The organism is Elusimicrobiota bacterium (genome assembly GCA_018816525.1).
In the GTDB taxonomy this organism is placed as follows: Bacteria; Elusimicrobiota; Endomicrobiia; order CG1-02-37-114; family XYA2-FULL-39-19; genus OXYB2-FULL-48-7.
Genome location: JAHIVV010000029.1, coordinates 1 through 5,977 on the forward strand (window position 1 = coordinate 1; position 5,977 = coordinate 5,977).

Consider the following 5,977-nt stretch of genomic DNA (forward strand, 5'->3'; position numbering starts at 1 on the left):
AAAATTCTAAGTTTAATTCTTTCGCAAACACTAAATAAGGGTTGCATTTTTCGGTGTTTTTTAATTTCTTGCCAAATGAATCAAAACAATCAAATATTTTAGAGAAAAAAGCCAAAGACAGAATATGATATTCTGCGCTTCAACTTATTAGGAGGTATTACAGTGGAACAGATGATGGATATCACTGCGCTCAACAAATTAACTCTCACCGATCTGAACAAAATGGCTAAAGAGATGAAAATTGAGTCGCTGTCGGGTTTACGCAAACAGGAAATTATCGTTAAAATCCTGGAAGTACAGGCAAAAGAAAACGGCCTTATATATAATGAAGGAGTGCTTGAAGTCTTGCCGGATGGTTTTGGTTTTTTGCGTTCAACCAATTATAACTACCTGCCAAGCCAGGAAGATATTTATATATCGCCTTCGCAGATCAAGAAATTCGGCTTGCGCAAAGGCGATACGGTTTCCGGGTATGTCCGCCCGCCAAAAGAAGGGGAGAGGTTCTTTGCTCTTTTACAGGTCAAAGCCGTAAACAAAAGCGAACCTGAAAAAGTGCGTGAAAGAATGTATTTTGATGACCTTACCCCGCTTTATCCTTCTGAAAGGCTTCGCCTTGAAACTTCAAAGGACGATGTGCTCACCAGGGTAATCGATTTGATAGCACCTATCGGCAAAGGCCAAAGAGCGCTTATCAACGCTCCGCCCAGAACCGGTAAAACAGTTATGCTCCAAAAAATAGCAAACTCAATATCAATAAACTCGCCTGAAGTAGATTTACTTATTCTTCTGATTGATGAAAGGCCGGAAGAAGTTACGGATATGCAGCGTTCAGTTAAAGGAGAAGTTATTGCTTCAACTTTTGATGAACCTGCTGACAGGCATGTTCAGGTAGCTGAAATGGTGATTGAAAAAGCCAAAAGGCTTGTGGAACACGGCAGGGATGTAGTAGTTCTGCTGGATTCTATCACCAGGCTGGCAAGAGCCTATAATACAATAACCCCGGCAAGCGGAAGAGTGCTTTCCGGAGGTATCGATGCTACCGCGCTTCAGAGGCCTAAAAGGTTCTTTGGCGCAGCCAGGAAAATTGAACAGGGCGGCAGCCTTACGATAATCGGCACGGCGCTTGTAGAGACCGGAAGCCGTATGGATGAAGTTATTTTTGAGGAATTCAAAGGCACCGGCAATATGGAGATTTATCTTGACCGTAAGTTAGCCGACAGAAGAATATTCCCTTCAATAGATATCACGCGTTCAGGAACCAGGAAAGAAGAATTACTGCTTGACCCTGAAGAATTAAACAAAGTATGGATCCTGCGCAAAATATTAAGCTCGCTTAATTCAATCGAAGGCATGGAGCTATTGCTGGAAAAAATTTCAGTAACAAAGTCAAATAAAGATTTTTTAAAATCCATGGAAATGTCTTCAATCGATAAATAGATTTCAAATTTGAAATTTCAGATTTGAATAATCAAGATTATTGTTGTATAATACACTAGAATTTAAAATCAGGAGACAAAAAAATGAAAGAGGGAATTCATCCAAACTACGTTGAATCAAAAGTTTCCTGCGCATGCGGGAATAGCTTTATAACCCGTTCAACCAAACCGGTTATTAAGGTTGATATCTGTTCGTCATGCCATCCGTTTTTTACGGGCAAACAAAGGTTTGTAGATACGGCCGGGAGAGTAGAAAAGTTTAAAAAGAAATTTAAAGAAATAAAAATCGATACAAAAAGGGTTAAAAAGGTTAAAGCAGTCAAAGTTCCGAAGAAAAAAGCTTTTAAAGTCCTTTCCACAACACCGGATAAGAAGAAAGCAGCCCCTGGAGCAAAAGCAGAAAAGGCTAAAAAAACAGAGAAGTAGCAAAACATTAGATATTATTAAAAGACAGATCGGCACAGCAATGTATCCATCTGTCTTTTTTGTTTTTTAATAAAAAATTATGGAAACTAAATATTTTGAAGATTTAGACAATAAATGCAAAGAGCTTGAGCGGCTTATTTCCGATCAAAAAGTAATCGCCCAGGACAAAGATTACAGCAATTACCTGAAAGAACACGGTAAAATTCTTCCGGCCGTCCTTAAATACCGCGAATTTAAGAATTCAAACGATCAAATTGAAAGCCTTGCCATACTTGATGATGAAGAGTTGAAACAACTTGCTGAGGAAGAAATTAAAACCATTGGGATTACAAAAAAACAGCTCGAAACAGAACTAAATGAATATTTCAAAAATAAGGATAAACAGGATCTCGCAATAAACAGTGTAATTATGGAAATACGCGCAGGTACCGGCGGCGATGAAGCGGCCCTGTTTGCGGCAGACCTTTTCAGGATGTATGCAAGGTACTTCGAGAGAAAAGGTTATAAAATGGAATCGTTAAGTTCTCATGCCACCGGTTTAAAAGGTTTTAAAGAAATCATAGTAGGCGTCGAAGCAGATAATATTTATGATATTTTGCAGTATGAAAGCGGCACGCACCGGGTCCAGCGCATCCCTTCGACAGAATCTTCCGGCCGCATTCATACCAGCACGGCAACAGTTGCTATTTTGCCGGAACCGAAAGAAATAGACATGGAAATCAAACCCGAAGACCTGAAGATTGATACTTTCCGCGCTTCCGGGCACGGCGGCCAGCACCTCCAGAAAACAGATTCCGCAGTAAGAATTACTCATTTACCCTCAGGCATAGTTTGTTCCTGCCAAGACGAACGATCGCAGGGGCGCAACAGGCAAAAAGCTTATAAACTATTGCTTGTACGCTTAAGCGAAATGAAAACAAAAGCCCAGGACAGCGAAATTGGCGACGCAAGAAGGGCCCAGATCGGCAGTGCAAAAAGGTCTGAAAAAATACGGACTTATAATTACCCGCAAAACCGCATAACCGACCACCGGGCCGGTGTAACCATACATAACCTCGAAAATATACTTGAAGGCGACTTGGATGAGTTCTTAAAACAGATAAAAACCGGCATTGCAAATAAGAAAGAAGATTCAAGTCAGTCTGACCTGAACGACGAGGAATAATAAATGATAACTATTAACGAATTAATCGAAAAAGGTTCAAAACTTCTCTCAAAGAAAGGTGTTGAAGAATCTGAATTGGATGCCCAGGTTATCCTTGCTGACGAATTAAAATGCGACAGGTTAAAACTGATAATGGATTATAATAAAGAAGTTAACCAGGAAATCGCAAAAAATTACAACAAAAAAATAGTTCAACGGGCAGCGCGAATCCCGCTTAGTTATATCATCGGGAGAAAAGAATTCATGGGAATGGATTTCATAGTGTCAAACAGGGTGCTTATACCCAGGCCGGAAACAGAAATTTTAGTTGAAGAAACCGTGAAACTGGTAAATACCCCGGGTTTTAAGGCCTATAATATGCTTTATGTCCTAGATATAGGGGCTGGAAGCGGAAATGTATCAATTGCGCTGGCAAAACTGACAAAGAATACTATCATAACCGGTATCGATGTTTCAAAAGAATCAGTTAAAATTGCAAAACAGAATGCAAAAATCCTGAAAGCAGAAAAAAAAGTTGATTTTCAATGTATTGACCTCTTAAGTAAAGGTTTTTCAAAACTGCCTGTTTTTGATATAATTATTTCAAATCCTCCGTATGTAACAGCTAAAGAGTTCGCTAAACTCCAACCGGAGATACATTTTGAGCCAAAAACGGCCCTGGACGGCGGTTCTGAGGGGCTGGTTTTTTATGAGTATATGTCAACTTCCTGTATTAAGCACATAAACAAGAATGGGTATTTTCTTTTAGAAACAGGTTATAACCAGGCCGATAAAGTAAAAAAAATATTCGAATCGAAAGGTTTTGCAACTACAAAAATTGTGAAGGATTTATCCGGGCATAATAGGGTGGTAATATTCAAATGGACAAAATAATTATCGAAGGCGGCAGCAAGCTCTCCGGGAGCGTTGAAATTTCAGGCTCAAAAAATGCCGCGCTGCCTATACTGATCAGCACCCTTTTGACGGACGAAAAGTGTGTTATCAGAAATGTCCCTCAATTAAAAGACATCGAAACAACAATATTGTTATTGGAATATTTCGGCAAGAAAATAGTAAAAGACAACTTTGGTAAAATTATTATTACCCGTAACAAAAGACGTAAAGTGCCGAAAGAAGCCCCTTATGACCTGGTAAAAAGAATGCGGGCCAGTTTTTGGGTAGCGGGTCCTTTAATGGCAAGGTACGGTAAAATAAAGATTGCTCTTCCGGGAGGCTGCGCCATAGGTATCAGGCCCATAGACATTCATCTTTCAGGCTTTGAAAAAATGGGCGCAAATATCGAAGTAAAGGAAGGCTTCGTGCATTTAGACCGCAGGCAGTTAAAAGGAGCTGTGATAAATTTCAGGTTCCCAAGCGTCGGCGCTACGGAAAATATTATTCTTGCCGCCACTCTTGCAAAAGGCAAAACTGTAATAAAAAATGCCGCCAGAGAACCTGAAATAATTGACCTGGCAAATTTTTTAAATAAATTAGGCGCAAAAATTGAAAATGCCGGCCAAAAAACAATAACGATAACAGGTGTAAAAAAACTTGGGGGCACTTTAAACCATAGTGTTATCCCGGATAGAATTGAAGCCGGCACATATCTTATAGCAGGCGCAATTACCCGGGGAGAAGTAAAAGTAAACAAATGTATTCCGGAACATATAGATGCATTACTGAAAAAATTAAGGCTTGCAGGGTTTAAGTTAGAACAAAATTCAAACTCGGTAAAAATAAGCCATATATGTAAAATTAAACCGGTTAATATAATTACATCTCCCTATCCAGGGTTTCCTACAGACCTGCAGGCCCAATGGATGGCCCTCATGTGTGTTGCCCAGGGGAAATCTGAAATAAAAGAGGAAGTGTTCGAAAACAGGTTTATCCATGCCGCTGAATTGCAGAGGCTGGGAGCAAAACTTTCTATAAAAGACAATATAGTTACAGTCCTTGGAAATAGTTGTTTAAGCGGCGCACCCGTAATGGTTTCAGACCTGCGCGCAGGCGCTGCTTTAGTCCTTGCGGGGCTTGCAGCAAAAGGAAAAACAACAGTAAACCGAATTTATCATCTCGACAGGGGTTATGAAAACCTTGAAAAAAAGCTTGTTCAATTAGGAGCGAATATTTACAGGAAAATCAGCTAATTTTTTTGTATAATAAAAACATGTTTGGCGAAAATAACAATATCGCAAAAATAATCAATGACGTTAAAGCCAGGGGGGACAAGGCTGTAGCAGAATATACCCTGAAATTTGACAGGGTCAATATTTACCCTGAGGATTTTCTTTTGTCGCAGCAGGAACTGGACACAGCCGTAGACAAAATAGACACAAATTTAAAACACGCCATAAATCACGCCGCAGAAAATATCGAATTCTTCCACAAATGCGAGCGCAATAAAATCACAAAATCCTGGAAATACTCAAATAAAGGTAAAACTGTCGGGCAGATTGTAAAGCCGGTTGAAACCATTTGTGTTTACATCGCCGGAGGTAAATATGCCTATTACCCTTCTATTGTGCTGATGACAGTAATTCCTGCCAGGATAGCTGGGGTTAAAAATATATACATCGCTACGCCCCCAGCGAATATAACACCGTCAGTGTTATACGCTTCAAAAGCAGCAAAAGTTGACAAAGTATTCCGTGTCGGCGGCCCGCAGGCCATCGCGGGGTTTGCTTTTGGAACCCAGACCCTGCCGAAAGCTGACATGATAATAGGGCCGGGCAGCAGCTATGTCACTGAAGCTAAGAGGCAATTATTCGGTAACGTAGGAATTGATTTAATTGCCGGTCCCAGTGAGGTTGCATTAATCTGCGATTCATCTTCAAATCCGGTATATATTGCCTATGACCTGCTGGCCCAGATAGAACATTCTCCTGATGCAAAAGGATATTTATTCTGTGACTCAAAGAGAGTAATAGAAAAGGTAAAAAAACTTATCGAGAAAGAAATAAAGAAAAACAAG

General features: G+C 40.0%; 6 protein-coding genes. All 6 read left to right on the top strand.

What is annotated here, in order from left to right; translation table 11 throughout:
* The first annotated feature begins 174 nt into the window (after window positions 1–174).
* Window positions 175–1,437, top strand: coding sequence for a transcription termination factor Rho (gene rho, locus KKH91_03340; protein ID MBU0951848.1), 1,263 nt, complete (start codon window positions 175–177; stop codon window positions 1,435–1,437).
* A gap of 83 nt (window positions 1,438–1,520) precedes the next feature.
* Entirely contained in the window at window positions 1,521–1,862 is a 342-nt protein-coding gene (rpmE, locus tag KKH91_03345) for a 50S ribosomal protein L31 (protein MBU0951849.1), read from the top strand.
* Window positions 1,863–1,941: 79 nt separating this feature from the next.
* Entirely contained in the window at window positions 1,942–3,027 is a 1,086-nt protein-coding gene (prfA, locus tag KKH91_03350; GenBank protein MBU0951850.1) for a peptide chain release factor 1, read from the top strand.
* A gap of 3 nt (window positions 3,028–3,030) precedes the next feature.
* Complete coding sequence (gene prmC / locus KKH91_03355; GenBank protein ID MBU0951851.1) at window positions 3,031–3,900, top strand: peptide chain release factor N(5)-glutamine methyltransferase; 870 nt, start codon at window positions 3,031–3,033, stop codon at window positions 3,898–3,900.
* Entirely contained in the window at window positions 3,888–5,153 is a 1,266-nt protein-coding gene (gene murA / locus KKH91_03360; protein MBU0951852.1) for a UDP-N-acetylglucosamine 1-carboxyvinyltransferase, read from the top strand. The genes prmC and murA overlap by 13 nt, the downstream gene beginning before the upstream one ends.
* 20 nt (window positions 5,154–5,173) lie before the next feature.
* Window positions 5,174–5,977 (top strand): histidinol dehydrogenase (gene hisD / locus KKH91_03365; GenBank protein MBU0951853.1); only part of this gene is annotated, 804 nt, incomplete at its 3' end.

Bases quoted from the DNA above. Each gene is read 5' to 3' on its own strand.
- prmC (MBU0951851.1), top strand. From the start codon at position 3,031: ATGATAACTATTAACGAATTAATCGAAAAAGGTTCAAAACTTCTCTCA.
- murA (MBU0951852.1), top strand. From the start codon at position 3,888: ATGGACAAAATAATTATCGAAGGCGGCAGCAAGCTCTCCGGGAGCGTT.
- rpmE (MBU0951849.1), top strand. From the start codon at position 1,521: ATGAAAGAGGGAATTCATCCAAACTACGTTGAATCAAAAGTTTCCTGC.
- rho (MBU0951848.1), top strand. From the start codon at position 175: ATGGATATCACTGCGCTCAACAAATTAACTCTCACCGATCTGAACAAA.
- prfA (MBU0951850.1), top strand. From the start codon at position 1,942: ATGGAAACTAAATATTTTGAAGATTTAGACAATAAATGCAAAGAGCTT.